The 26,522-nt window shown below is 71.0% G+C and carries 18 protein-coding genes and 2 pseudogenes; 9 read left to right on the top strand and 11 right to left on the bottom strand.

Translation table 11 applies throughout. From position 1 onward, the window contains the following. Positions 1 to 15 precede the first annotated feature (15 nt). A complete protein-coding gene (gene eccB / locus ACZ7L6_RS12420) occupies positions 16 to 1,560 on the bottom strand; it encodes a type VII secretion protein EccB (protein ID WP_471922740.1) in 1,545 nt (514 codons plus the stop codon). Between the two features lie 42 nt (positions 1,561 to 1,602). Next, a complete protein-coding gene (gene eccD / locus ACZ7L6_RS12415; protein WP_471922738.1) occupies positions 1,603 to 3,153 on the bottom strand; it encodes a type VII secretion integral membrane protein EccD in 1,551 nt (516 codons plus the stop codon). A gap of 290 nt (positions 3,154 to 3,443) precedes the next feature. Here eccD and eccCa point away from each other — a divergent pair, with 290 nt between their 5' ends. Both eccCa and ACZ7L6_RS12405 read left to right on the top strand, forming a co-directional pair. After that, positions 3,444 to 7,418, top strand: coding sequence for a type VII secretion protein EccCa (gene eccCa, locus ACZ7L6_RS12410; RefSeq protein WP_471922736.1), 3,975 nt, complete (start codon positions 3,444 to 3,446; stop codon positions 7,416 to 7,418). Between the two features lie 51 nt (positions 7,419 to 7,469). Continuing rightward, positions 7,470 to 7,763 carry a hypothetical protein gene (locus ACZ7L6_RS12405; protein WP_471922734.1) on the top strand — a complete coding sequence of 98 codons (294 nt, stop codon included), beginning with the start codon at positions 7,470 to 7,472 and terminating at the stop codon, positions 7,761 to 7,763. 1,065 nt (positions 7,764 to 8,828) lie between these two features. Here ACZ7L6_RS12405 and ACZ7L6_RS12400 read toward each other — a convergent pair. The 6 genes and pseudogenes from ACZ7L6_RS12400 to ACZ7L6_RS12375 all read right to left on the bottom strand — a co-directional run. Beyond that, positions 8,829 to 9,557 (bottom strand): annotated as a pseudogene (locus ACZ7L6_RS12400) (extracellular solute-binding protein); the annotation flags it as partial. Beyond that, positions 9,554 to 10,591, bottom strand: coding sequence for a hypothetical protein (locus ACZ7L6_RS12395; RefSeq protein ID WP_471922732.1), 1,038 nt, complete (start codon positions 10,589 to 10,591; stop codon positions 9,554 to 9,556). The pseudogene ACZ7L6_RS12400 and the gene ACZ7L6_RS12395, both read right to left, overlap by 4 nt. Continuing rightward, positions 10,588 to 11,979: a vWA domain-containing protein gene (locus tag ACZ7L6_RS12390; protein WP_471922730.1), complete on the bottom strand. Its 1,392-nt coding sequence runs from the start codon at positions 11,977 to 11,979 to the stop codon at positions 10,588 to 10,590. The genes ACZ7L6_RS12395 and ACZ7L6_RS12390 overlap by 4 nt, the downstream gene beginning before the upstream one ends. Positions 11,980 to 12,118: 139 nt before the next feature. Beyond that, positions 12,119 to 14,479, bottom strand: coding sequence for a tetratricopeptide repeat protein (locus ACZ7L6_RS12385; protein ID WP_471922728.1), 2,361 nt, complete (start codon positions 14,477 to 14,479; stop codon positions 12,119 to 12,121). After that, positions 14,476 to 15,819 (bottom strand): S1 family peptidase, encoded by a 1,344-nt coding sequence (locus ACZ7L6_RS12380; RefSeq protein ID WP_471922726.1) that lies wholly within the window; start codon positions 15,817 to 15,819, stop codon positions 14,476 to 14,478. The genes ACZ7L6_RS12385 and ACZ7L6_RS12380 overlap by 4 nt, the downstream gene beginning before the upstream one ends. Positions 15,820 to 16,060: 241 nt before the next feature. Continuing rightward, a complete protein-coding gene (locus tag ACZ7L6_RS12375) occupies positions 16,061 to 16,432 on the bottom strand; it encodes a DUF192 domain-containing protein (protein ID WP_471922724.1) in 372 nt (123 codons plus the stop codon). Positions 16,433 to 16,493: 61 nt separating this feature from the next. Between ACZ7L6_RS12375 and ACZ7L6_RS12370 the strand changes: the two genes are divergently transcribed. The 3 genes from ACZ7L6_RS12370 to ACZ7L6_RS12360 all read left to right on the top strand — a co-directional run bounded on the left by ACZ7L6_RS12370 (position 16,494) and on the right by ACZ7L6_RS12360 (position 18,866). Next, positions 16,494 to 17,384, top strand: a complete 891-nt coding sequence (locus tag ACZ7L6_RS12370; protein ID WP_471922721.1) for an LLM class flavin-dependent oxidoreductase — start codon at positions 16,494 to 16,496, stop codon at positions 17,382 to 17,384. 109 nt (positions 17,385 to 17,493) lie between these two features. Then, on the top strand, positions 17,494 to 17,994 hold the full coding sequence (locus ACZ7L6_RS12365; RefSeq protein WP_471922719.1) for a GNAT family N-acetyltransferase: 501 nt from the start codon (positions 17,494 to 17,496) through the stop codon (positions 17,992 to 17,994). Positions 17,995 to 18,050: 56 nt separating this feature from the next. After that, positions 18,051 to 18,866, top strand: coding sequence for a class I SAM-dependent methyltransferase (locus ACZ7L6_RS12360; RefSeq protein WP_471922716.1), 816 nt, complete (start codon positions 18,051 to 18,053; stop codon positions 18,864 to 18,866). Between the two features lie 122 nt (positions 18,867 to 18,988). On the opposite strand, the pseudogene ACZ7L6_RS12355 reads toward ACZ7L6_RS12360, so the two are convergent. Beyond that, positions 18,989 to 19,339: pseudogene (locus ACZ7L6_RS12355) on the bottom strand (DNA glycosylase AlkZ-like family protein); the annotation flags it as partial. Between the two features lie 773 nt (positions 19,340 to 20,112). Between ACZ7L6_RS12355 and ACZ7L6_RS12350 the strand changes: the two are divergent. The 4 genes from ACZ7L6_RS12350 to ACZ7L6_RS12335 all read left to right on the top strand — a co-directional run bounded on the left by ACZ7L6_RS12350 (position 20,113) and on the right by ACZ7L6_RS12335 (position 25,318). Then, entirely contained in the window at positions 20,113 to 20,886 is a 774-nt protein-coding gene (locus tag ACZ7L6_RS12350; RefSeq protein ID WP_471922714.1) for an isoprenyl transferase, read from the top strand. A 374-nt stretch (positions 20,887 to 21,260) separates the two neighbouring features. Continuing rightward, positions 21,261 to 22,586 carry a PhoH family protein gene (locus ACZ7L6_RS12345; protein WP_471922711.1) on the top strand — a complete coding sequence of 442 codons (1,326 nt, stop codon included), beginning with the start codon at positions 21,261 to 21,263 and terminating at the stop codon, positions 22,584 to 22,586. Between the two features lie 399 nt (positions 22,587 to 22,985). After that, positions 22,986 to 23,690: an aggregation-promoting factor C-terminal-like domain-containing protein gene (locus tag ACZ7L6_RS12340; RefSeq protein ID WP_471922709.1), complete on the top strand. Its 705-nt coding sequence runs from the start codon at positions 22,986 to 22,988 to the stop codon at positions 23,688 to 23,690. A gap of 221 nt (positions 23,691 to 23,911) precedes the next feature. After that, a complete protein-coding gene (locus tag ACZ7L6_RS12335; protein ID WP_471922706.1) occupies positions 23,912 to 25,318 on the top strand; it encodes an AI-2E family transporter in 1,407 nt (468 codons plus the stop codon). A gap of 24 nt (positions 25,319 to 25,342) precedes the next feature. On the opposite strand, the gene ACZ7L6_RS12330 is transcribed toward ACZ7L6_RS12335, so the two are convergent. Then, positions 25,343 to 25,876 carry an alkyl hydroperoxide reductase gene (locus ACZ7L6_RS12330; protein WP_471922703.1) on the bottom strand — a complete coding sequence of 178 codons (534 nt, stop codon included), beginning with the start codon at positions 25,874 to 25,876 and terminating at the stop codon, positions 25,343 to 25,345. Between the two features lie 5 nt (positions 25,877 to 25,881). After that, a complete protein-coding gene (locus tag ACZ7L6_RS12325) occupies positions 25,882 to 26,436 on the bottom strand; it encodes a peroxiredoxin (RefSeq protein ID WP_471922700.1) in 555 nt (184 codons plus the stop codon). Positions 26,437 to 26,522 lie beyond the last annotated feature (86 nt).

Below are 26,522 nucleotides of genomic sequence, written 5' to 3'. Positions count from 1 at the left end.
ACCCGGCCCGCCCGCTCACGAGCCCTGCGGCTGCCGCGCCGCCCCCGTCGACAGCCGCGGCCCCGTCGGCAGGAACGCGGACCACGCGGCCGGGATCGGCGCCGGCGTCACGTCCTTGTAGCCAAGGCGGTTCTGCGCCTGCTGAGCTTCCTGCAGCGCCGCCTCACGCTGTTCCCGTCGCTCCGCGGCCGAGCCCGAGGAGCCGATGCCCGCGTCGTCCGTCTCGCTGTCACCGTTGGACTGCATCGCATAGCGCAGGCCGGTGTCGGTGACCAGGAAGAAGAAGCCGGAGCGGGTCGACGAGCCCGTGAACTGGCGGAAGAACTGGCCCGAGCCCGGCGTGACGTACGCGCTGCTCGAACCCGTGGGAAGCGTGGCGGGAAAGGCTTTGCCCACCCACGTGCTCAGGGTCGTGGCGCCAGTGTCCTCGTCCACGTCGCGCAGGACGCTGCACAGGGTGTTGCGGCTGCCCTCGTCGGTGCTCGCCGAGTTGACCGGCTCGGGCTGCTGCTGAGGCCAGGTCTTCTCCGCGCCCAAAGGCTCCCCGGGTGTGAAGCTGCCGGCGCTGACAGGCATCGCCCGGCTCGCCTGCCCGAGGCTGGTGAGGTCCTTGCTGCTGAGCAGGAGCTTTGCCGTGAAGTCGGAGACCGGCGCGACCCGCCCCTTCAGGACGACGTACTTCTGCATCCTGGTACCGGACGGCGCCTCCAGGACCATGCCCACCTTGTTCGCCTCGGCCGGCAACCGGCCCTGGATGCCGGCGTCGGTGCCGGGTGCGTCCGGGATCTTCGGGAAGGCGATGGTGTCGCCCTGGTGCAGGGTCTTCAGCCAGCCGGCCGACACCCGCTGAGGCTGCCGGTCCTCGCCGACGACCGTGCGCAGGAGCAGTTCCTCGTTTGCCACGGGGTACGCCGTTCCCTGGGCGTCGACCACGTAGCGTGTGCGGTCCGGCCCCGGGCCTTCCACGTACATCAGCTCGCCGCCGCGCAGCCGCTCCGCGCCCTCGGTCCGGTCCATGTCGCGAGCGGCGAGGATGAAGGCCGCCTTCTCGATGGCACGGCCGCCTTCACCGGGGCGCTCGCAGACCACCCAGCGCTTCTTCGACCCGGCTTCGTCGGCGTCGGGCAGACGGTCGGGGGCGTACGGGATGCCGAGGGTGGGGCCGTGCGGGATCCTGCCGTTGTCCAGGACCGATTCGTCGACGTTGATGACCTTGCCCTTGTCGGGCTGCAGCAGCAGCTTCGCCGAGGACATGTTCAGGACCGGGTGCAGCTGTGCCTTGCCGTCGGTCTTGAGGATCACGTACCGCGTGGTGGACTTGCTCGAGATGATGACGTTCTCCCCAGGGTTGTCCCAACCCTGTGGTGCGGCCGGTTTGAACATGCCCCAGGCCCCGAACGCCGCGAGGATGACCGTCGCGACGATCGCACCCGGCACGACTGCGCGCAGCGGGCGCGGCCAGCCCTCCTCCGTGCCGTTCGGGTTGGGCTGCAGGAACTGCCCGACCAGGCGCCGTCGCGCGAAGGTGTAGGCGTTGAGCTCGTCCCGTCGTGATGCCATTGTTCCGCTGCCTCTTCCTCAAAGCCCGTCAGCCCGTTGCCCTCAGGAAGAGAGCGACCGCATCTGCTGGTATGCGCCGAACACCGCAAGGCACAGCGGCAGCAGCGTCAGAAGCACGAAACTCTCGGCGATCTCCAGGAATCGGCCCCAGAACGGGGTGACCCCCTTGCTGGGGACCACCAGCGCGATCGCGGTGATCGCCCCGGTGACGACGACGACCGCGAACGAAAGCCACACCAGCCTGACGTCGAGGGCCGTGCCGTCACCCCGTAGCGCCTCCAGGACCATCCAGCCGGGCGGGTTGAGCGAGAGGCCGAGTCCCAGGAGCACCAGCGAGGCAAGGCCCGCCGCGAGCGTGCAACCCACCTGAACGGTGTGCCGGAACAGATGGGCGCGCATCAGCAGGGCCAGGCCCGTGGCGAGTGCGAGCAGTTGGGCCCACAGGTCGTCGGAGAACCCGAGCACCGCGGCTGCCGCCGTCGCGACCAGCGCACAGCCGCCGACCAGGCCGAGCAGCAGCTCATGGCCGCGTCGTGCTCGAGCGGCGATGCGTTCGGCGTCGACCGCGGCGGGTGCACCGGCGCCGTCGCCGTCCTCATCGGTGTCGTCGTAACCGCTGCCGACGGCGGTGCGTGGCGGATCGAAGCCGATGGGAAGGCGGGCGAAGCGCGTGGCGAGGCCGGGCAGGAAGGCGAGGGCACCCAGGGCGAGCGGGGAGCAGACCGCCGCGGTCTCGACCGGCCTCATCTCGGTGAGGATCGACACGAACGTCAGCAGCATGCCCGTGCCCGAGGCGAAGACGAAGGCGACGAAGGGGCCGTCACCGCTCGGTGTGAGGACCACCAGCGCAACCGCTCCCACCAGCACGGCGGCGCAGGCGAGCAGGAACTGCAGCCTGCCGATGCCCTCCCCGGCCGACAGCGGGAGCAGTCCGCTGCCGGCGACTCCCAGGTTCGCGAGGGCGCCTGTGCCGAAGGCCACGCACGAGCCGCGGTCGCCGTACACCCGGGCCCGTACCCCGGCGATCGCCAGGAGCACCACGCCCGAGACCGCCGCCACGATGCCCGCGAGGCCGTGCATGTCGTGGCGGACGTCGGAGCTCCAGGCCACGAAGGCGAGCAGCAGCAGGAGCACACAGCCGCCGAAGAGCCCTGCGGAGCGCAGGAGTTCGTCGTTCCACAGTGCGCGGTCCCGGGTGACGGCGCTGGCCGTGGCATGCGAGACGTCGTCGAACACCGCGGGCGGAAGGGATTCGGAGAAGGGGCGCAGCAGCAGGAACTCGCCGTCGGCGATGCGCTGCGTGGCGAGTGAGCGTGCCTCGTCGAGCACCGTCCCGTCGCGGCGCACCAGGTGATATCCGACCGGGGCGCCGGGTGCCGGGCTCTGCCCCGACAGGCGCAGGATCTCCGGACAGAGGTGCGCGAGCGGAATGTCGTCGGGCAGCGCCACATCGATGCGGCTGTCGGGTGCCGCCACGATGATCCGGCGGAAGCCGGTGCTGCGCGTGGTCGGCGCCCCCGGTCCCGTATGGGCCCCCGCTCCCGCATGTCCGCCGGTGTTTGCCGCCGCTCGAACCGTCCCCGTCGTAGGCACCTACTGCTCCCCCTCGCGGTGCTTCTCAGATCGCGGGCCGCGCCCTTGTTCCGTTCGTTCGCGTGTCCGCTCTCACTGCGGTCTCATCCCGAACGACCGTGAATGCCCCCGAAACCATTGCTTGTTCGCGGGTTTCGCGTTTCGCGGGTGCGCACACGCGTGGCGCAACCCTACCGTCCGCGATGTCAGTGCTCGCCAGTAGGATCTGCTCCAGATCCGGTCCGGATTGAAGTCGGCGCCACGGGGGTGCGGACAGGGGCTCTTCAGACCGCGAGGGGGACGGGTCAGCTTTGAGCCAGATCGTCGTCAAACGGCCACCGAGGACTCTGCCCACCGAGGTGCCCGCCGAGCCAGTGCAGTTGCAATCCCCGCCCGAGTTGCCCAGAGGGCAGCAGGAGGGGGCGCTGATGCAGCTGCTGCCCATGCTGGGGATGGGCGGTTCCGTCGTGTTCTTCTTCATGACGCCGAACCCGGTCATGCGCATCATGGGCATGGTGATGATCGCGTCGACGATCGCCATGGGCATCGCCATGCTCGTCCGCTACCGGCGCGGCACCCAGGGCCAACTCGCCGACATGCGGCGGGACTACCTGAAATACCTGGCCAAAACTCGTCGTGCGGTGCTGAGAACCGCGCGGCTGCAGCGTGACGCGCAGTTCTATCTGCACCCGGCGCCCGAGCAGTTGTGGGCCCTGGTCGCCGAAGGCAGCCGCATCTGGGAGCGGCGCATCAGCGACGACGACTTCGGGCAGGTACGGGTCGGGCTGGGCAGTCAGCAGCTCGCCACCCCACTGATCGCTCCCGAGACGGCTCCGGTGGACGAGCTGGAGCCGCTCACCGCCGGGGCCATGAAGCAGTTCCTCACCGCGCACAGCACGATCGAGGGCCTGCCCATGGCGATCTCGCTGCGCGCCTTCTACCACCTCACCATCAGCGGGGACGAGAGCCATGTCCGCGCATCGGCGCGCGCCATGGTGGCCTCCCTGGTCTCGCTGCACTCTCCGGACGACCTGGTCGTCGCCATCGCCACCGGGAACGACGCGGCCCCGCACTGGGAATGGGCCAAGTGGCTTCCCCACGCCCAGACCGACGGAAGTGACGGAGCGGACAGCCGGCGTCTGATCACGTCCAACGCTCATGACCTGGAGCTGCTGCTCAAGGAACACCTCGAAGGCCGTCCCCGGTTCCAGGCCGGCGGCCAGCCCCTCCTGGAACAGCCGCACATCGTCGTCGTACTCGACGGAGAGGCACTGTCGCCGCTGTCGGCGCTGGCGGCAGCCGAGGGGCTGCAGGGTGTCACGGTCATCGAGGTCGTACCAGGCAGACTCACCACGGCACGCGGCGGCCTCTCGGTCGTCGTCCATCCCCATGCGCTGCGCCTGGAGTCCGGCGACGGGCACGTCTACGAAGGGACGCCCGACCGCCTCAGTCACGAAGGCGCCGAGGCCCTCGCACTCCAACTCGCGCCCCTCTACATGGCGTCCGGCAGCGACTCCGATGAACCGCTGCTCGCCAACCTGGAGTTCACCGATCTCCTCGACCTGGACGACGCGGAATCCGTAAACGTCGGCCGCACGTGGCGCCCGCGTTCCCGTGCCGAACGCCTGCGTGTCCCGATCGGGGTCGGCGAGGACGGCACCCCGGTGATGCTCGACCTGAAGGAAGCCGCGCAGGACGGCATGGGCCCGCACGGCCTGTGCGTCGGCGCCACCGGATCCGGCAAGTCCGAACTGCTGCGCACCCTCGTGCTCGGCCTCGCGGTCACCCACTCCTCGGAGACGCTCAACTTCGTCCTCGCGGACTTCAAGGGCGGTGCCACCTTCGCCGGCATGGCCGACCTGCCGCATGTCGCCGCGGTGATCACCAACCTCGCGGACGACCTGACCCTCGTGGACCGCATGGGCGACTCCATCCGCGGCGAACTCAACCGCCGCCAGGAACTGCTGCGCCGGGCGGGCAACTACGCCAACATCCACGACTACGAGAAGGCCCGCTCGCTCGGCGGCGCCCTGGAGCCCATCCCCTCCCTCGTCCTGGTCATCGACGAGTTCAGCGAACTCCTCACGGCCAAGCCGGACTTCATCGACATGTTCGTCCAGATCGGCCGCATCGGCCGCTCCCTGGGCGTCCACCTGCTGCTCGCCTCACAGCGCCTGGAGGAAGGCCGCCTGCGCGGCCTGGAGACCTACCTCTCGTACCGCATCGGCCTGCGGACGTTCTCCGAGGCCGAGTCGCGCGCCGCCCTCGGCGTGCCGGACGCCTACCACCTGCCGAACGTCCCGGGCTCGGGCTATCTGAAGTACGGCACGGACGAAATGGCCCGCTTCAAGGCGGCCTACGTATCCGGCCCGCACCGGCCCGTCTCCGCCCGAGCCACGACCGGGGACGGTTCGCTGCCGGTGGACCGCCGTCCCGTGCCCTTCACCGCCGCCCCCGTGCCGGTGCACTACGTACAGCCCGATCCCCGGACCCAGGTGCCGGACCCGCGGGTGAACGGGGACGACGCCCTCGCCGAGACCGTGCTCGACGTCATCGTCCGCCGCCTCACCGGGCAAGGGCCGGCCGCGCACCAGGTGTGGCTGCCGCCGCTGGACAACCCTCCGTCGCTGGACGCCCTGCTCCCCGGACTCGCCGCCGAACAGGGCCGAGGCCTGACCAAGCCCGGCTACGAGGGCGCGGGCCGCCTCATCGTGCCGCTCGGTGTCGTCGACAAGCCCTTCGAGCAGCGGCGCGACACGCTCTACCGGGACTTCTCCGGCGCCGCCGGCCACATGCAGATCGTCGGCGGCCCGCAGTCCGGCAAATCGACCCTCATCAGGACCATCATCTCGGCCTTCGCGCTCACCCACACGCCGCACGAAGTCCAGTTCTACGGCCTCGACTTCGGCGGCGGCGGCATGTCCGCCGTCTCCGGGCTGCCACACGTCGGCGGGGTCGCCTCACGCCTCGACCCGGAGCGGGTCCGCCGCACGGTCGCCGAGGTGTACGGCATCATGACGCGCCGCGAGGAGTACTTCCGCAGCGCCGGCATCGACTCCATCGCCACGTTCCGGAAGATGCGTGCACGCGGCGACATCTCGGTGGCTGACCAGCCGTGGGGTGACGTCTTCCTGGCCATCGACGGCTGGGGGAACTTCCGCACCGAGTACGAAGCCCTGGAAGCGGCCGTCCTCGACATCGCCGCGCGGGGCCTCGGCTACGGCATCCACCTGGTCCTCACCGCCTCCCGCGCCATGGAGGTCCGCGCGAACCTGAAGGACCTGCTGATGAACCGCCTCGAACTGCGGCTCGGCGACCCGATGGACTCCGAACTCGACCGCAAGGCAGCCGGAAACGTGCCGACGGGCGTGCCCGGCCGGGGCGTCACTCCGGAAGCTCTGCACTTCATGGCTGCGGTCCCCCGCATCGACGGCATCCACTCCGACGACAACCTCTCCGAGGCGACCGCGGCCATGAGCCGGGACGTGGACCGCCACTGGACAGCACCCAGCGCGCCGGCAGTGCGCCTCCTGCCACGCCGATTGCCTCTCGCCGACCTGCCGGCAGCCCTCGCCGAGCCGGACCGTGGCGTCGCCTTCGCCCTCGACGAGAACAACCTGGAACCCGTCTTCGTCAACTTCGACCAGGACCCCTTCTTCCTCGTCTTCGGTGAAGGCGAGTCCGGCAAGTCCAACCTGCTGCGCCTGCTCATCAGGCAACTGACCGACCTGCACGACGGGGACTCCTGCAAGCTCTTCGTCATCGACAACCGCCGCTCGCTCCTGGACGCCGCCCCGGCATCCCACCTGGCCGAGTACGTGCCCATGTCCAACGCCATGGACCACCACGTCGAGGCTCTGGCCGACCTCATGCGCCGCCGCACGCCTTCGCCCGACGTCACAGCCGAGCAACTGCGGGCACGCAACTGGTGGAGCGGACCGACGGTGTACGTGGTCGTCGACGACTACGACCTGGTCTCGACGTCCAGCGGCAACCCCCTCGCCCCGCTCACCGAACTCCTCCCGTTCGCCCGCGACGTCGGCATCCGCTTCATCGTCGCCCGGAACACCGCGGGCGCCGGCCGCTCTTCGTACGAACCCTTAATGCAGCGGATCAAGGAGCTGGGTGCCCAGGGCGTCGTGCTCTCCGGTGATCCGAACGAGGGCGACATCCTGGGCAACGTCCGCCCGCGCACGATGCCGCCGGGGCGGGGCATCTTCGTCTCGCGGAAGCGCGGGAGTTTGTTGGTGCAGACGGGTCTCATGGGAGACGAAGACCAGCGCTGACGGCGCGATGCTCTGCGGCGCGTGGGCCTCTCGAGTGGCAGGATCGGTGCCATGGGCACCGAGAAGGGCTGGGTGTACCGGGTGGACGAGCCGCACGGCTCGCAGGGCTGGCGCCCCTACGGTGGCCGGCCTGAGCGGTGGCGGGGGACCGTTGTCACCGACGATCCGGAGGAGACCGCCGAGTACGTCGCAGCCCTCGTCGTCACGGACCTGGTGACCGAGTGGGAGAAGGGTGGCGCCGGACAGAGGCACGTGCGCGTGATCGTCTGGGAGGACAGGGAAGGCGACGGTCCCGAGGACGCCGTCTTCACCGTGGAGATCCAACCCGAGATCGACGCAGGGTGACCGGTCGGAGCCGTCGGTCCTGACTCACGCCGTACTGCACACCGTCTCCAGCGGCGCATCTCTGTCGGGCTGTGCATTCTGCACCTTCTGCAGATCCCGGAGGAGACCCGTGATGCCGAGGTCCGTCTCGGCCGCGGCCCGGGCGATGGTCAGCAGGGCGGCCTCGTAGAAGGCGTCCCGTACGGCGGGGGCCATGACGTCCGAGGCGTCCAGGCAGCGGGGGCGCTTGCCCGTGAGCCGGTCGGCGATCGCGTGCCCGATCGGGCCGGGCTTCCGCGGCACCTGGAGATTCGCCGAGAAGACGTCCGGATACTTGGCCCACGCCCGCTGGCCCTCCGAGGAGGCGAGCTTCTTGATCAGGTTCCGGGCCTGGGGCCGGTCGCTGAACAGGGCGGCGAAGTCGCCGGTCACCTCGTGGGCCCGGACGGGGTAGGGGCCTCCGGGGAGGAGCGGGGCGGAGTCGGTCAGGGCTGCGGGGTTCCCGTCGTAGAAGGAGCGTGCGAAGGAGCCCTGGTGCTCCAGGGTGCAGCCGCCCGAGCCGGAGTCCGAGGCGGAGGCTGATTCCGAGCCGGAGCCCGAGGCGGTGCCCGATTTCGAGCCGCGGCCCGACTCCGCGCCCAGGCCGGAGCGGGGGGCCGAGCCGGAGTCTGGTTGTGAGCCGGAGGGCGCGCCCGGGGCGGAGTGGGGAGCCGAGCCGGAGTCTGGTTGTGAGCCGGAGGGCGCGCCCGGGGCGGAGCCGGGGCTCGAGCCGGAGTCTGGTTGCGAGCCGGAGGCTGCGCCCGAGCCGGAGCGGGGGGCCGAGCCGGAGTCTGGTTGTGAGCCGGAGGGCGCGCCCGGGGCGGAGCCGGGGCTCGAGCCGGAGTCTGGTTGCGAGCCGGAGGCCGCGCCCGAGCCGGACCCCGAGCCCGAGGCGGACCCCGAGCCCGAGGCGGACCCCGAGCCCGAGGCGGGCCCCGAGCCCGAGCCGGACCCCGATTCCGAGTCGCGGCCCGAGCCAGAGCCCGAAGCCGAGGTCGTGCCCGGTTCCGAGCCGGAGCTCGAGCCCGGTTCCGGTTCCGGGTCTGAGAACAGGAGCCCGTGTTCTCCAGGGGCGCCCCGGTGGTCGTTGAGCAGGGCCCTCTTCGCCGCCCCCTTGTCCTGCTGGAGGAGGCCGGCCCACGCCTCCCAGGCGGCGCGTACCGGCTTGCCGGTCCACTTCTCCCGGCCCAGGGCCCACCTCCCGTAGGTGTCGGGGCCCGCCCGCTGCAGTACGAGGTCCTCGATCCAGTCGCTGCCGGGCCAGCCGGAGGCGCCGTCGTCGCCCATGCCGATGCACCAGTTCTCCAGCGGTGCCGGTGAACCGGCGGGTTCCTCGCCCTCGCGATACCAGACGACGCTCTTCAGGTCCGCCTTGACCGGGACCCAGTAGACATGCCCCGACGAGGTCCTGCCCGCCGACTTCCAGGGGGCGCCGTACTCCTTCTCGTCGTAGAGGCCGTCCAGCTCACTGAGGAGGTTCTGGTCGGCGTACTCGGCCAGCTCGCCGACGCCCGGCATGATCGCGATGTCCGGGGGCTCCCCCGCCTGCACCTTGGAGAGCAGCACCTCGCGCTGAGCCGCGGTGCCCTGGTAGTCGAAGGGGATGCCGAAGCCTCGCAGCACCTCCTCGAACTGCTCCTCCTGGTTGTCGGTCCACGGTCCGAGGATGGTCACCGGCTGCTCGGCGTCCCGCTGCGCCCAGACCGCCACCAGGCTGCCGCCCGAGACCAGCAGCAGCGCCACGAGGAGCACCAGCAGCTTGAAGGGCCGGGTCACCGTCGCCTCCAGTAGTCGTTGTCGAGCCTGAGACCGAGCCCCACCGCGGGGAGGACGACGACCAGCAGGCCGCCGATCAAGGTGCCCTGGTACACCCTGCCGGTCCAGGTGTCGTCGGCCAGCTCCCGCCGGACCTCCTCGGACTTCTCCGTGACCGTCCGCTGTGCCTGTGCCGGCTCCACGCCGCTGGAGTAGTCCTGCCGGGAGATGTCCGTGATCCGCCGCAGGTCCGCGCGCACGCTGTCGAGGTCGTCCTGGGCGGAGGACGCCGTCAGCAGCGGGACGATCGCGAGCAGCACCGTGAGGGCGAAGGCGGCGATCAGGTACGGGTTCCAGTCGCGGCCGCAGCGGTCGCGCAGCACGAACAGTGCGGAGAGCAGGGTCAGCGCCAGTGCGGCCAGGGCGAGTTCGGCGAGCCACCAGCCGCTGCGCTGCACCCACCCCATGGTGGCGGTGTCCTCGGCGTGCTGTAACTGGCTGCGCTGCAGTTGGTCCAGCCGCGGCGCGAGTCCGACGGGGTCGCGGGTGAGCAGCGAGTGGGCCTCGGCGAGCTTCTGCTGCCGCATGAACGGCTGGTCGCGGTACGTGGCCATGCCGAGGGTGATCGAGCTGCTGTAGGAGGCGAGCAGACCGTTGACGGTGCCGAGGTCCTGGTCCGTCCGGTCCGCGATGCGGGACAGGCCCTGGTCGGCCGCGGAGAGCTGGGCCCGGTACGTCTCGCCCGAGCCGGCGACGTCGGCGAGCTCCTCGTCCACCAGGAACCGGGCCTCCCAGTCGGCACGCAGCACCGCGAGCCGGGTGGCGGCGAGCCCCTGCACGGCCGGTGCCTCCCGGGAGGCGAGGGCCTGGCCGGCCTGCTGGGTCTGGCGGTACGAGATGAGCAGGGCACTGACTGCGACGGCCGCGCACAGCGTCAGGACCAGCAGGTGCGCCTCCAGCAGCCGGCGGGTCCGGAAGGGGCGCAGGCGCCGCCGCCAGAAGGCTGCCGGGGAGTGCTTGGGCCGGGTCGGGGCGCGTCCGGTCGTCACGGTCACAGCAGCTTCTCCCCGCACTTGATGCAGTAACGGGCCTCGCTCCCGGCCGGGGTGTCGCAGTGGCCGCAGCGCGGGCCGGGCGGCAGACCGGCGATGTCGGTCAGGGGGCCGCCGGGACGGGATCCGGCGCGCAGGAGCATCGGGGCGAGCGTGTCGGCGTCGACGGCGGGACGCAGCCGGACCCGCCCCGCGCGCAGGTCCTCGATGACGGCGACCGCGCCGATCTCGTCCAGCACCCACTGGGTACCGAGCCGTGCCGCCAGGCGTGCGGCCTGACCCAAGTGGCGTTCGGCGGAGTCCGCTTGGTGTTCCCGGACGGCGACGAGTCCCCTGCGCAGGGCGTCCCGCATCACGGTGGTGGTCTTCAGCCCGCGCAGGGTGCCACTGCCCGCCGGGCCGTGCGGAGGGGGCCGCTCGGGGTGGTGCCAGCGGGCGGTGACGGGTACGTGGACATCGCCGACGGAGACCATGGCGAACTGCAGGTCGGTCTCCAGCGGGTCGGTACCGGCGTCGGCGACGAGGGTGAGCAGATAGTCGCGCGAGCCCGGCTCCCATTGGTACGTGGGGAAGCTCCACAGATGGGGCCGGCCGGGCGCTGGCAGCCCGCCGAGCCGGTGCGGCCGGGGCGCCTTCTCGTTCAGGGACACCTGGCGGACGGTGGGCCGTACGGTCACCTCGATGGGCAGCTGGGGGGCGTGCACCCGGCGCAGTCGCCGGATGGCCGCGGTGATCGCCGAGCTGAGCCCGTCGTCGACGAACTCGGCGGTGCCGTGCAGCCGTTCGGCGAGGGCCAGCAGCGGGTCGGGGGCCCAGTCGTGGCCCACGGCGAACACGTCGCAGGTGAACTGCCCGGCGCAGGAGTCCAGTTCCTCGTGCAGCCGGGTCTCGCCCCGGGCGCTGCTGCCGTCGGTGATCAGGAGCAGATGGCGTACGGACAGGGGGCGGGCGGCGAGCAGGGCGCGTGCCCTCGCCGCCCAGGCGGCGTACCCGGCGGGGCGCGGACCGTCGCGATGCAGCGGGACGGCGCCCGCGGCGAAGGCGGCCCGGCGTCTGTGATGCTGGTCGGCCACGGCCCACTCGGCACCGCTCAGCGGATAGCACGGGGCCGGCTCGGGACCGCCGCCGAGCACGGCGAAGGAGATGCCGTCGGGCAGGGCGCGCAGCGCGGCGGGCAGGGCGCGTCGGACGGCCGCCCGGTGGGTCTCGGCGACGTCCACCGCGATGATCACGGCGAGTTCGACGGCCGGTAGCTCGGCGGCGGCACCGGTTGCGGTCACGTCGACCCGCAGATGAGCCTCGAGCTTGGCGCTGCGGTGCGGGCGCAGGTCGCGGTCGAGGTCGACGTGCAGCTGAATGCCCAGGTGCGGCGGCCGGGTGGGGCTGCTCATGTCGTACGTCACCGCTCCTTCGCTTCGTCGCCGTTCGCACCGGGTCCGGGTCGGGGTCCCGGTCCGGGTCCGGTGCCGTCCTGCCCTGTTCCTGCGTTGCGCGCCTTGCGTGCGTTGCGTGCGGGTGCGTGCCGTGCGCTCAGATGGCGGTCTGGGGTCGTACCGCGTGGGAGAGGTCCACGAGGTGTTCGTGGGCGCTGGCCGACTCCCGGTGATGGGCGGCCAGTTGCCGGTAGTGCCGCTCCATCCGCGCACGCACCTCGCGCTCCTGCGGGGTCGGGCGTCTCAGGCCGCGGGCGCCGAGCCGTCCGGCGCCACGGCCCGGGGTGCCGGGCGCGTCGCTACGGCTGTGCAGCGCGTCCAGCTTCCATTCGTTCAGCTCGGTGCTCAGGCGCAGCGCCTCGTCCTCGGACACGGTCGGCTCGCCGACGCCCGGGTTCCGGCGCATGAGGCCGCGCAGCTCGGCCAGCGCCGCGTCGACCTCGGCGGGCGCGGGCAGCGGATCGTCACCGTGCGGCAGTCGGGCCGCGCGGATGCGCAGGGAGGCGATGCGGGCGACGGTGTGGTCCAGGGAGCCGGCGCGGACCCGGTCCAGTACGTCGAGGGCAGCACCGCGGTCGCCGTCGCGGAGCGCGAGCCGGGCGAGGCCCAGGGCGGCGCCGCCGTGCGAGGGGTTGCGGGCGAAGACGGCCTCGTACAGCTCCTTGGCGGTGGGGCCGGTCGTGTCGTCGCCGAGCAACTCCCCGCAGTAGGCGAGGGCCAGTTTGGGCGCGTACTCCCCGGGCAGGTCGAGGCGGACCCGAGTGAAGTGGGACTTGGCCTCGGCGACCTGACGCGGGTCGTCGTCGAGGTCGGCGCGGCGCAGCGCGATCAGGGCGCGGTGCCACTCCAGCCGCCACTGGCGTACGGCACGCGGCCCGGGAATGGAGTCGGCGGTGTCGAGCTCCTCCTGGGCGCGTTCCAGGTCCTCCCGCGTGTTCCGGCTCAGCAGGACGCGGACGTTGTGCAGGCAGATCTCCACCGACGTGGGCCGCTCGCCGTCCTGGCCGAGGAGTTGGCCCGGATCGTAGCCACTGCTCACCTCGAAGCGTGCGGTCTGGGGATCGCCCGGATAGTGCACCGGCACCGGCAGACAGCGCGCGATCTCGGTGGGGGTGGGTGCGCCGAGGTCGAGGGCGGGTGCGACGGGCGGCTCGTACCGGTGGCGGCGCGGACGGCCCAGCCAGTGTTCGATGCCCGGCACCGTACCGAGCCGGGCGCCGAGCAGCCGCGGGGACGGCCGGAAGTACTGGGACGGCTCGGGCGGGTCGCTCTTGCCGCGCAGGGCACGGATCTCCCGCAGGGCGCCGCGCAGTTGGCCCGCCATGTCCTGGGCGCTCGCGAAGCGCAGGTCCGGGTCCCGCCGGGTGGCGCGCTCGACGACCCACCAGAAGGAGGCGGCGCCGAGGCCGGGCACCTCGTCGACGGCCCAGCCGGCGAGGTCGCGCAGTGTGGCGCCGACGGTGTGCAGGTCGTGGGCGACGGTGGGCAGACCCGAGGACTCGGTCTCGGGGGCCATGTAGCCGGGGGTGACATGGGCGGGCGGCTCGCTCTGGCCCTGTTCGCGCATGCCGCCGAGGTCGATGACCTTGACGCCGTCCCCGTGGTGGACCACGTTCGAGGGCTTCATGTCCCCGTACACGAAGACCGGTTCGCCACCGGCGTGCAGATGGCCGAGGGCCTCCAGGATCTGGCAGCCGTACGCGGCGACGTCCTCGATGTCGAGCACCCACTCCCCGCGCCGGGTCTCCTCCACGACCTTCTCCAGGGTGCCGTCGCCGACGTCGTCCATGACGACATGGCCGCCGGTCACCTGGCCGGTGCCGTCCCGCCGGGCGACGAAGTCACGGATCTGGACGATCCGGGGATGGCGGATGGCGACGAGGTTGCGGCGTTCGACGTCGGCGAGCCGGGCGCCGTCCCGCTCGTAGCGGTTGAGCAGTCCCTTGACGGCGACGACATCACCGAGGTGGGTGTCCTCGGCGAGATACACCCAGCCCTGCCCGCCGTGCGCCATGGGCCCCATGATCCGGTACTGGTCGCGCAGCACATCGCCCGCGGCGAGTTCCGGCCGGTACGAGTAGGGCTCGCCGCAGGCCGGGCAGTACCCCTCGATCGGCACCGGACCCTCGGTGTAGGGAGGGGCGAAGACGACCCCGCACTCGGGGGACGAGCAGCCCATACGGATGCGCAGCGGCGCCTCGGGATCGATGAGCCGTGCCCGCTCGGAGCGCGGCTCGCGCACGGGCAGGGCGAGGAGGTCCCGGGGGCCGAGGTCCCACGGGTCCCCGGGCAGCGGGGGCAGTCCGGGGCCGTTCTCGTGCCGGCCGCACTCGGCGCAGTGGCCGGTGGGCAGGAGGTGGCCGCCGCAGGGGGCGCCGGTGAAGCGCCGGTGCGGGCAATGCGTCCTGGTCCCGTCGTCGGTGCTCCCTGTCGCCGGCCGGGTGCTGGGCTGCCTCATGCCCGGCCTCCGTGGCGGCCTCCGTGGCGCCCCAGGTCGCCGCGCAGCGTGCTGATCAGCTCGCGCAGTGAGGTGAGTTGCCGATGGGGGTCCGTCTGCTCGCCGATGATCCGGCGCTCGGCCTGGCGCCGGTCGGCCGTCTCCGTCGCGGAGGCGAGCGAATGGTCGTCGACGATGCCGAGCTGGACCGAGCGGTTGAACTCCGCGCGCCGCAGCCGGGCGAGCAGCGCGTCCGCGTGGGCGAGGAGCGCGGGCCGCAGCAGTTCGTCGTACGCCGCGGTCCAGCCGGTGCCGCCCGCGTGGCGGAAGACGAGCAGCAGCCGGAAGCCGCACTCCCGCAGCCGGCCGAGGAGGTCGATCAGGGGGCCGGGCTCGGGCTCCTCGTCGAGGCCGTCGACGAGGACCGTAGGGGGTGGGCGGTCGGCCGCGAGGGCGGGCGCCTGGGCGGGGCGGCGCCTGGTGCCGAGCAGCCAGTCCCAGTACGCCAGATACCGGCCGGGCGGGAACGCGATGTGCTCCAGGGCGTGGTCGGCGAGATCCGGCCTGCCGGAGGAGCCGCCGCGGTACACGAGGTCGGCGCGGTGCAGCAGATGCCGCAGCGAGCGCTCCTTGCCACTGCCCGGAGCCACCACGGTGACCTTCACCGGCTCCTCGTCCGGGTCCGCGAACCACCGGTCCAGCCGCTCCTCGAAGCCGTGATCCCAGGCGTACGGACTGCTCAACTCCTTGATGACGGGTGAGAGTTCGGCGATCCGGTCGACGGGAATCAGATAGGAGAAGGCGAGCCGGTTGTTCTCGGGCAGCAGTGCGCCCATGTCCCCGCGCCAGCTGACGACGAGCCCGACCACGCGGGCGGGACGCCCTTCGCCCGGCCGCGTGCACACGGCGGCACCGCTGAACCCCGCCCGCACCACCTCCGCCTTGGCGACGGCGTCGAGCTGCACCCGCTCCCCGCTGGCCCCGCTGATACGGCCCCATAGCGTCATGCCGTCGTCGAAGCCCTCCGCATACCCGGTCGCGGAGACCTCCAGGCCGCCCCACAACCTGGGTTCCAACGGCGCGGGGCGCGCCTGCGGGCGCGGGCTGTCCAGGCGCAGCACGGCGATGTCCTCGCCGCCCTCCGTCTCCGGCAGCCACCCGCCGGGCAGGACACGTGCGGCGACGGGTTCGAGGTCGCGGTTCTCCGCGAACTCCAGCCACATCACGGCGTCCGGATCGCGCACCACGTGCGCGCAGGTCAGCGCCGTACGCTGGTCGACGAGCACACCGGCGCCCGCGATGGGACCGCGCGCGCCCCCGCGCCGCAACCTGAGCCTCCAGTCTGCGCGTAGCTCCCCCATACCGCTTCACACTACGCGCGGTGCATGGTGCTCCCTAGACTCGTGACCAGGTTCGATCGGCCAATATCGGCAATCCGGCGGTGAGTTGGCGTGGGAGCGACCTTGCGGGCGGGGCGGAGGATGGCCCGGGGGACGGCATACGGAACGGTGCGGGGGATGACAAGGGAGCCGGCATGGGGGATGGCGTGAGGGACACGGAAGCGGTCGGTCTCGCGGAGGGCATCCGGCCCGGCTCGGCGGGTCAGCCGGCCTCGACCTCAACCGTCAACCGCACCCCGACCCGCAGCCCCCACCCCGCCATGGCCCCGGCCTCCGCCTCCAGCACATGCCGCGAACGAAACCGGGGCCGCCCCAGCCGCCCCGGCGGCATCGTGCGTACGGCGATGACGTTCAGCTTGCGGTCGAGGTAGGCGACGTCGATCGGGATGCGCATGCCGAAGGTGTGCACCCCACCGGCCGGTGTGAGCAGTAGCGCCCCGTCGACGAAGTCCCGCCCCAGGAGCCCCCTGGTACGGGCTCGGTACGACGAGGCGACTTCCAGGGGGACCGAGACGTCGTCCCCCCGTCCGTGCACCACCAGCGTCCCCCGCCCGTCACGCCAACGCCGCCCCATCCGCGGGCACCTCCTGGAATTCCTGTTGTCCGCCGAGTGCTACCCGGGTAGGAAAGATCCCATGACCGGACTCGGCGCAGTGTTCCGTCCCCAACTCGCCCCCGAACGACTCCGATCCGTCGCCCGGCTCGCCGACGACGCCGGCCTCGAGGAGCTCTGGCTCTGGGAGGACTGTTTCCGGGAGGGAGGGATCTCCACGGCCGCGGCCGCCCTCGCTTGGACCGAGCGGGTCAAGGTCGGCGTCGGACTGCTGCCCGTCCCCTTGCGCAACGTGGCCATCACCGCCATGGAGGCCGCCACCCTGTACCGCATGTTCCCGGGCCGCCCGATCCTCGCCGTCGGACACGGTGTGCAGGACTGGATGGGTCAGGTCGGGGCTCGGGTCGAGTCGCCGGTGACCCTGTTGCGGGAGCACCTCGACGCGCTGCGGGCTCTGCTGCGCGGGGAGCGCCTCACCGTCGAGGGGCGGTACGTGAACCTCGACGACGTCGCCCTCGACTGGCCGCCCGCCGAGCCGGTGCCCATCGTCGCCGGCGTCACCGGCCCCCGCTCGCTCCGGCTCGCCGGTGAGGCCGCCGACGGGACCCTGCTCACCGCCTCGACCTCACCCGAGGGGGTACGGCGGGCACGGCAACTCATCGACGAGGGGCGGCAGGCAGCGGGGCGCGCGGGTGCCGGTTCCGGTGCCGGGCCGCATCCGATCGTCGTCTATCTCCTCGCCGCCACCGGGCCCGACGGTCCCGCCCGCCTCAGGGCCGAGCTCGCTGCGGAAGGGCTCGCATCCGTCCCCGATCTCGGTGTCGCCGGGGACGCAGGCGCCGTTGCGAAGGCCGTGCAGCGGCTTGCGGACGCCGGTGCCGACACCGTGGTCCTGCAGCCGACGGGGGACGAGCCGGATCCGGAGGGGTTCGTGCGGTTCGTGGCCGAGGAAGTACGGCCGCTGGTTCCGTAGACGTGGTTCCGAAGGCGTGGTTCCGTAGACGTGGTTCCGAAGGCGTGGTTCCGCAGACCGTCCGGCCGACCGCGCGGCGTTGTCAGTGGCTCCTGCCACACTCCTCGACATGACCGACATGAGCGATGAGCCGCGCCACGGCAACGCCGACGTACGCCTGCGCGAGGTCCTGGACTCCGACCTCGAGGCCTTCCTCGCCTACGAGCACGATCCGGAAGCCGTCCGGCGGTCGAGCTTCACGCCTCGGCCGCGCGACGCCTTCATGAAGCACTGGCGAACCCGCGTGCTCGGCAACGAGACCGGCCTCGTGCGGACGATCCTGATCGGAGACGACGTGGCCGGCAACATCGTCTCGTGGTGGGACGGCGACCGCCGCTTCCTCGGCTACTGGCTCGGGCGGGCGTACTGGGGGCGCGGCATCGGCACCAAAGCGCTCGCCCTCTTCCTGGAACTCGAGAAGACCCGGCCCCTGTACGCCGACCCGTTCCACGACAACGCCGCCTCCATACGACTCCTCGAACGCCACGGCTTCCAGCGCACCGGCACGCTCCCGCACGACGAGGACGGATTCGTGCTGCTCGTCCTCCCCGACGCCCCGACACCGTCGTAAGGGATCGGCGTAAAAATCAGCGGCGCCCACCGACGCCGCCCTGACACGATCACGGCATGAGCGAGCCGCAGCGCCCCCGTACCTTCGAGGATCACCCCCATACCTTCGAAAACCTCGTCGCCGAAGGCGCCGCCGTCCCCACCGAAGGCTGGGACTTCTCCTGGTTCGAGGGGCGGGCCACCGAGGCGCGCCCCTCCTGGGGATACGCCACGTCCCTCACCGAGCGGCTCACCCATGCCGGCGCCGCCCTCGACATCCAGACCGGGGGAGGAGAGGTACTCGACTTCGCCCTCCGCCGCGCCGACGCGAAGGTCCCGCCCCTCACCGTCGCCACCGAAGGCTGGCCGCCGAACGTGGCCAAGGCCACCGCCCTGCTCCGCCCGCACGGCACCGCCGTCGTCGCCTCGCCGGAGGACGCTCCGCTGCCCTTCGCCGACGGCACCTTCGACCTCGTCAGCAGCCGGCACCCGGTCACCCCGCACTGGGCCGAGATCACCCGCGTCCTCCAGCCCGGCGGCACGTACTTCGCCCAGCATGTCGGGCCCCGCAGCGTCTTCGAGCTCGTCGAGTACTTCCTCGGCCCCCTCCCGCAGGAGCAGAGCAGCAACCGCCACCCCGACCGCGAGCGCGCCGCCGCCGAGGCCGCCGGGCTCGAGATCGTCGATCTGCGGGCCGAGCGGCTGCGCATCGAGTTCTACGACATCGCAGCCGTCGTCCACTTCCTGCGGAAGGTGATCTGGATGGTCCCCGGCTTCACCGTCGAGGCGTACCGACCGCGACTCCGCGCGCTGCACGAGCAGATCGAGTCCGAGGGCCCGTTCGTCGCGCACAGCACCCGCCACCTCTTCGAGGCCCGCAAGCCCAGCGCGTGAGTCCGCCCCCGGCTCACCTCACGCGTGCGGCCCGACCGTGACTTCCCCGACCACCAACTCCGCCTTCACCTCGACCACTTCCCCGCCCCGCTCCACCGGCTCGCCCAACTCCCGCCCCTGCCGCACCGTCAGCCGCACATCCGGCGGAACGGGCTCGGCCCCGTCGGGATCGCGCTTAGCGCACCGCACCACAGCGGCAGCTCGGTGGCGGGAAGCAGATGCATGGTTCCGCGCGGGCCGAACGTCCTCACCAGCGAGCGGTCGTCCCGCAGCGCCGCTCGTACGTCCGCCCGAGTCACCACGGCGGCCCGCACACCCACCGACACCTCGGCCGCGGACAGCACCCGCGCGTGCGCGCCGAGCATCGCCCCGACCACACCGGCGACGGGCGTGCCGCGCTCGGCGGGCCGCTCCAGGAACTGCCGCGCCAGGCGTCGTGCACTCGCCTCGTCCCATGTGACGGTGACAGCCATAGGGCGACGTCAGGCCGGATGTAGGTCAGACACCGTCCGCTCGGACCCGCGCCCGCGCCGCCTGGTGCAAACCGTGCATCCGTGCGCGAGGGCCCTTCGCCTCCTGCGCATCCAAGGAACCCTCACCTTTTCCACATTGTTATGACGGCCGACTCGCTTTCCCTCCGCCGCTCACGTAAGTTCAGACCAAGGCAATTCGCGTAAGCAAAGCTGCGCGGCGGCACCGCGCAGTGGAGGGGGCTGCGCGGTGCCGTGCGCCCGTACCCGCCCCTGCTGGACGCGCATCGCATCGAATCCGTGTCCGCACCCCGCAGCCATGTGCGCCGTCAAGTGGACGTTCGCGGTCGGGGTCACCCGGGGGAGGGAAGCGCGGACAAGTCGCCGAGCGGACCGCAAGCTGCGCCAAACCCTACGGATCCGTCCGCATCCCACGCGTTTCCCCAGGGAATCGGCCCCGACGAGGCCACGATTCCGCCACGAAGGGGCCCTCTCATGGCCACCGCCCCGTCGCCGAGCGATTTCGGAGAGTAGTTGTGGCATGCCGATGCGCGCAGCATCCCTTACGAAGGGTTATGGTGGAAACCCCCCCTCGGGCCGGTCCGTCTCCCCCCCACGGACCGGCCCGTTTTTTGTGCCCGCGCGACCCAGTCGTCGTCTTCTTCTTCGGCGTGGGTCGGCGGCACGCAACTCGCACCCGAAAGACAGGCCCAGCCCCGGCGGCGGTACCCTTCGGTCCACGGGGACCGTATCCGTACGGAGGGGCTGACAATCACGTGAACCTGCGCGACAAGCTGCGCGGCCTGCTGGTCAGGCTGTACGCACGCCGGGTGGAAGGTCACCTGGACCACGCTCAGGTGCCCAAGCACATCGGCGTGATCATGGACGGCAACCGGCGCTGGGCGAAGGCGGCGGGCTCCTCCACCGTGCACGGCCACCGCGCCGGTGCCGAGAAGATCGAGGAGTTCCTCGGCTGGTGCTCCGAGACGGACGTCGAGGTCGTCACCCTCTGGCTGCTGTCGACCGACAACTTCGACCGGCCGCAGGAGGAGCTCGTCCCGCTCCTCGGGATCATCGAGGGCGTCGTCCGCTCCCTCGCCGCCGACGGGCGCTGGCGGGTGCACCACGTCGGCACGCCCGACCTGCTGCCGTCCGCGATGCAGACCACCCTCAAGGAGGCCGAGGAGGCCACCGCGCACGTCGACGGGATACTGGTCAACGTCGCCATCGGCTACGGCGGCCGCCAGGAGATCGCCGACGCGGTGCGCTCGATGCTGCTCGACGCCCAGGAGAAGGGCACCTCCCTGGAGGACCTCGCCGAGGCCGTCGACATCGACATGATCGGCCGCCACCTCTACACCGGCGACCAGCCCGATCCGGACCTCGTGATCCGCACCAGCGGGGAGCAGCGGCTGTCCGGATTCATGCTCTGGCAGACGGCCCACTCCGAGTACTACTTCTGCGACGTCTTCTGGCCGGCCTTCCGCAAGGTGGACTTCCTGCGCGCCCTTCGCGACTACGCGGCCCGGCACCGGCGTTACGGCGGCTGAGCCCTTTCCGGCCAGTCCAGGGCCGTACTCCGGCCAGACGGAAGTCGCCCTCTGGCGGACAGAAGTAGCCCACCACGGGACAGAAGTAACAAGGAGTTCACCAGCGCGCCGTCATATGCGTCGGCATGGCACCGCATGTTCGAGGGCATAAGCCAAGCAGGTCGACACCCGAACCACGGGTGTCGTATCTCAGCGGGCGGCACCGGAGCCGTCCGCCCGGGAGGCCCTTTGCACCAGCTCGACCGTGCGATCACGGCATGGAAGAAGCAGTGGAGGGCCGGTTTTCGGCCCGTGCATGACGTGCAGGGCGGCCGACGACCGGTCCAGCTCCACTCCGTCGCTCCCCGACCTCATCCGAGGGGGTACGTCCTTCCGTGGTGACCAGCACAAAGCGCCACAAGCCAGACCGGCGCACCTACGTTCTCGACACCAGCGTCCTGCTGGCCGACCCGAACGCCCTGAGCCGCTTCGACGAGCACGAGGTCGTGCTCCCCATCGTCGTGGTGACGGAACTGGAGGCCAAGCGGCACCATCCCGAACTCGGCTACTTCGCCCGGCAGGCGCTGCGCCTGCTCGACGACTACCGGGTGAAGTACGGCCGTCTCGACGCCCCCATTCCGACCGGGGACCTCGGCGGGACCGTCCGTGTCGAGCTCAACCACTCGGACCCCAGCGTGCTGCCCACCGGCTACCGCCTGGGGGACAACGACTCCCGTATCCTCGCGGTCGCCCGCAATCTGCAGGCCGAGGGGTTCGACGTCACCGTCGTGTCGAAGGACCTGCCGCTCAGGATCAAGGCCTCTTCCGTCGGTCTCCTCGCCGAGGAGTACCGCGCCGAGCTCGCCATCACGGACTCCTCCGGCTGGACCGGAATGTCCGAACTGACCCTGCCGGGCGAGCAGGTGGACATCCTCTTCGAGGAAGGCCATGTCTACGTCCCCGAAGCCGCCGACATGCCCGTGCACACAGGGCTGACGATCCACTCCGAGCGCGGCAAGGCGCTGGGCCGGATCGCACCCGACGGCAACGTCCGCCTGGTGCGCGGCGACCGGGAGGCGTTCGGCATCAAGGGCCGCAGCGCCGAGCAGCGGATCGCGCTCGATCTGCTCCTCGACCCGGACGTCGGGATCGTGTCCATGGGTGGCCGGGCCGGCACCGGCAAGTCGGCGCTGGCGCTGTGCGCGGGGCTCGAGGCGGTGCTGGAGCGCCGTCAGCACCAGAAGGTGATGGTCTTCCGGCCGCTGTACGCGGTGGGCGGGCAGGAGCTCGGCTATCTGCCCGGCACCGAGGCCGAGAAGATGAGCCCCTGGGCGCAGGCGGTCTTCGACACGCTGTCCGCGGTCACCAGCCGCGAGGTCATCGAAGAGGTCACCGCGAGGGGAATGCTGGAGGTGCTCCCTCTCACGCACATCCGTGGGCGCTCGCTGCACGACGCCTTCGTGATCGTGGACGAGGCGCAGTCGCTGGAACGGAATGTACTGCTGACCGTTCTGTCCCGAATCGGCGCCAATTCACGGGTCGTTCTGACCCACGACGTGGCACAAAGGGACAATTTGCGGGTCGGGCGATACGACGGTGTCGTCGCCGTCGTGGAAAAGCTGAAGGGACATCCACTCTTCGCCCACGTCACGCTGACGCGGTCCGAGAGGTCCCAGATCGCGGCCCTTGTGACCGAAATGCTGGAGGACGGGCAGATCTGACCCAAGTGCTCAACTTGCGGTAGCTACTCGTTGGTTGGCGCCGTTCGGAAAGGCGGGAGAGCCTATCCGGGCGGCGCCTCGGCGTGTGCGGCTTTCCGGAAATCCCCTGGGACAAACGAGGTGTGAGCTTTCACACGCAACTCGGAATTGCCTTGCGGCATCGGGTTACGGCAGAGTCTCACTCCTGTCAGGCCCCGCATACGACACACCTGTACCCCCAGCGGTACGGCGCAACAGCAACACCACATCAACTCCATAGCGTCGTCGTATGCCGCCCGAGCACCACGCGGCGCTCCCCTCGCGGGAGTTGCCCACCGGGCCCGCGCCTCCCGTGACCCCTTAGGTGGGAGGCCAGCGTCAGGGGCAAGATTGCGTCCGCCAGGGTCACCGAAGCGGGCGATGCTGGAAGGAAACCGTGTGAGTCCGATTTCGGTCAGGGGATTCGCAGTGGCCTCTGCCACCGCGGTCACCGCTGTCGGAAGCGTCGTCGGCGTTGCCTCGGGCAGCACCGCGCAGAACAACGACGCCGAGGCGACGGCTGCCGATTCGACGCTCCTCGCGGACATACCCGCGGGCCAGCAGGCCCAGGTGCAGACCGAGTCGCTGACGGCACAGGCCAACGTCCAGGCCATCGCCGCGGACGCGAGCGCCAAGAAGGATGCCGAGGAGGCGGCCCGCAAGGCCGCCGCCCAGAGCGCGATCGAGAAGCAGAAGGCCGCCGAGAAGGCGGCGCAGTTGGCCAAGGAGCGCGAAGAGGCCGAGACGAAGGCCTCCCGGTCCTCCTCCGCCGACTTCCCGATCCAGAGCTCGTACACCATCGCGCAGATCCAGGCGATGGCGCGCCAGATGGTGCCGAGCGACCAGTTCCAGTGCTTCAGCAACATCGTGGACCACGAGTCCAGCTGGAACTACCAGGCGGTCAACCCTTCTTCGGGTGCCTACGGCCTCTTCCAGGCGCTCCCGGCCGGCAAGTACTCCTCCGCCGGCTCCGACTGGCAGACGAACCCGGCCACCCAGATCAAGTGGGGCCTCAACTACATGAACGAGCGGTACGACAGCCCGTGTGGCGCCTGGTCGTTCTGGCAGGCCAACCACTGGTACTAGACGCTCCGTCGGCTCAGCCGCGATAGGTCGTTCTTTGTGTGCGGCGCCGTTGTGGCTGGTCGCGCAGTTCCCCGCGCCCCTTTAGGGCGCTTCTCAACCCTGCGTCGCCCCTCACCGTCCTTTTGGTGAGGGGCTTTCGCTGTTCTCCGGTGACGCATGTACGGTCGGACGGACGACTCCAGGGGGGAGTGGTGAGGAGAGACGGGGGAAGAGGACGGATCATGTCGCGAGTGCCAGGGTGGCTCGGTCGGCTCGGGGCCGGACTGACCGAGATGAGTGAGCGGTTGGACGAGCGTCGCGCCGAGGTGGAGCGGGAGAGCGCCGAGTTCCGGCCGGAGCGGAGGTCCGCCACCGCCGTCGCGCCCGCACCGCCCGCCGCCGAGGCCCCCGCACCGCCCGCCGGCAATGTCCCACGGACCCCCGACTACGCCCCCGCGGCTCCGCCGCCCCGCCCCGACCCCGCGCAGGTCGTGCCGTGGGGCGTTCGGGTCGCGGCGGAGGCCGGCTGGCGGCTGCTGGTGCTGGCCGGCACGGTCTGGGTGCTCATGCGGGTCATCAGCGCCGTACAGCTCGTCGTGCTGGCGTTCGTCATCGCCCTGCTCCTCACCGCGCTGATGCAGCCCTCGGTGGCGTGGCTTACCCGGCGTGGCGTGCCGCGCGGGCCCGCCACCGCCCTGACCGCGATCCTCGGATTCGTCGTCATCGGGCTGATGGGCTGGTTCGTGACCTGGCAGGTCATGGAGAACATCGACAACCTCTCCGACCAGGTCCAGGACGGCATCGACGAACTGCGCAAGTGGCTGCTCAACAGCCCCTTCCACGTCACCGACAAGCAGATCAACGACATCGCCGAGAACCTCCGGGAGGCGATCGGCGCCAACACCGACGAGATCACCTCCGCCGGCCTGGAAGGCGTCACGGTCGTCGTAGAGACCCTCACCGGCATCCTGCTGGCGGCCTTCTCGACCCTCTTCCTGCTCTACGACGGCAAGCGCATCTGGGAGTGGACGCTGAAGCTCGTGCCCGCCGCGGCCCGCCCGGGCGTCGCCGGCGCCGGCCCGCGCGCGTGGGCGACCCTCACGGCGTACGTGCGCGGCACGGTCCTCGTCGCCCTGATCGACGCCGTCTTCATCGGCATCGGCATCTACTTCCTCGACGTGCCGATGGCCGTCCCGCTGGCCGTCTTCATCTTCCTGTTCTCCTTCATCCCGCTCGTCGGAGCGGTTGCCTCCGGTGCCCTCGCCGTGGTCGTGGCCCTGGTGACACAGGGCATCTTCACGGCGGTCATGACCCTCGTGGTCGTCCTGGCGGTCCAGCAGATCGAGGGGCACATCCTGCAGCCGTTCATCCTGGGGCGCGCGGTCCGCGTCCATCCGCTGGCGGTGGTGCTGTCCGTCGCGGCCGGGGGCATGGTGGCCGGGATCGGCGGCGCGGTGGTGGCCGTACCGCTGGTGGCGGTGTCGAACACGATCGTGGCGTATCTGCGGGCGTACTCGCAGGAGGCAGTGCTGCACCAACCGGCCCGTCCGGCGTTTGAGGACGAGGCCGTTGAGGCCCAAGGGGGGTCTGGGGGCGCAGCTCCCAGGGACAGCGACGAAAACGCCGAGGGCCCCGCCCACCAGCAGTGAGCGAGGCCCTCGAGGAAGCCCGGCCTACTCGGAGAGCACGGCCTCGGCCTCCAGCGTCGTACCGACCGCCTGAATCACGGAAGCAATCTTGAACGCCTCCTGGACGACCTCGCGGTCGACCCCGGCCTTGCGCAGCACCTGCTCGTGCGAGTCCAGGCACAGGCCGCAACCGTTGATGGCGGACACCGCGAAGGACCACAGCTCGAAGTCGACCTTGTCGACACCGGGGTTGCCGATGACGTTCATACGGAGCCCCGCGCGCAGGTTGCCGTACTCGTGGTCGGACAGCAGGTGCCGGGTCCGGTAGAAGACGTTGTTCATCGCCATCACCGCGGCCGCGGACTTCGCCGCGGTGTACGCCTCCGGCGAGAGGTTCGCCTTGGCCTCCGGCGCCAGTTCGCGCAGCACGATCGGGGAGCGCGCGGCGATCGCGGTGGCGAGTACCGTGCCCCACAGCTGCTGGGCCGGGAGGTCGGAGTTGCCGATGACCGAGCCGAGGTTGAGCTTCAGGTCCTTGGCGTAGTCCGGTATGCGGGACTTGAGGGAGTCGAGGGACATGTCCGTCACTCTCCGGCGAGGAGCTTGACCGGGTCCAGGGTCTCGTCGCCCTTGGTCCAGTTGCACGGGCACAGCTCGTCCGTCTGGAGGGCGTCCAGGACCCGCAGGACCTCCTTGGGGTTACGGCCGACGGAGCCGGCGGTCACCATGGAGAACTGGATCTCGTTGTTCTGGTCGACGATGAAGACGGCACGCTTGGCGAAGCCGTCCTCGCCCTCGATGCCGAGGTCGCGCATCAGCTCGCGCTTGGTGTCGGCCAGCATCGGGAACGGCAGGTCACGCAGGTCGTCGTGGTCCTTGCGCCAGGCGTGGTGCACGTACTCGGAGTCACCGGAGAAGCCGAGGACCTGGGCGTCGCGATCGGCGAACTCCTCGTTCAGCTTGCCGAAGGCCGCGATCTCGGTCGGACACACGAAAGTGAAGTCCGCAGGCCAGGCAAACACGATCTTCCACTTGCCCTCGTAGGTCTTGTGGTTGATCGTCTCGAACTCCTTGCCCTTCTCCAGCGAGACGCAGGCGGTCAGTTCGAACTCGGGGAACTTGTCACCGACAGTGAGCACACGCTCTCCTTGCAGCGAAGAGACACCCGTTCGGTACAGGCGTCTCCCTTTGGGTTGGACCTTACCGATCCTGGCACAGGCTGCAT

The organism is Streptomyces sp. NPDC107522, from assembly GCF_055657525.1.
The sequence above is the reverse complement of the archived record's forward strand: the minus strand, read 5'-3'. Positions and strand labels throughout refer to the sequence as shown.